This window comes from Veillonella parvula (genome assembly GCF_024461875.1).
Classification (GTDB): Bacteria; Bacillota; Negativicutes; order Veillonellales; family Veillonellaceae; genus Veillonella; species Veillonella parvula_I.
In genome coordinates, this window is sequence record NZ_JANGAL010000194.1 from 1 (window position 1) to 206 (window position 206).

Annotated in this window: 1 protein-coding gene; it reads left to right on the top strand. The window is 39.3% G+C overall.

Translation table 11 applies throughout. The features are described from left to right. Positions 1 to 13: 13 nt before the first annotated feature. Positions 14 to 206 (top strand): alkaline shock response membrane anchor protein AmaP (amaP, locus tag NE668_RS10315; RefSeq protein ID WP_256197041.1); only part of this gene is annotated, 193 nt, incomplete at its 3' end.

Consider the following 206-nt stretch of genomic DNA (forward strand, 5'->3'; position numbering starts at 1 on the left):
TGGGGAGTTGACGTTGGATAAAAAAGCAATCGAAGGAATGGTTCGTTCTCACTTGCATGAAGATGAATTTATCCATTCACCAAAAGTAAATGTCAAAGCAACGAAAAACAAGATCGCCGTCAATGTAAAAGGGGAGTTGAAACGCACTTCAGCACTCATTGGTAAAACGGGAACATTGATGAAAGAAATCGAAAACGAAGTACAAC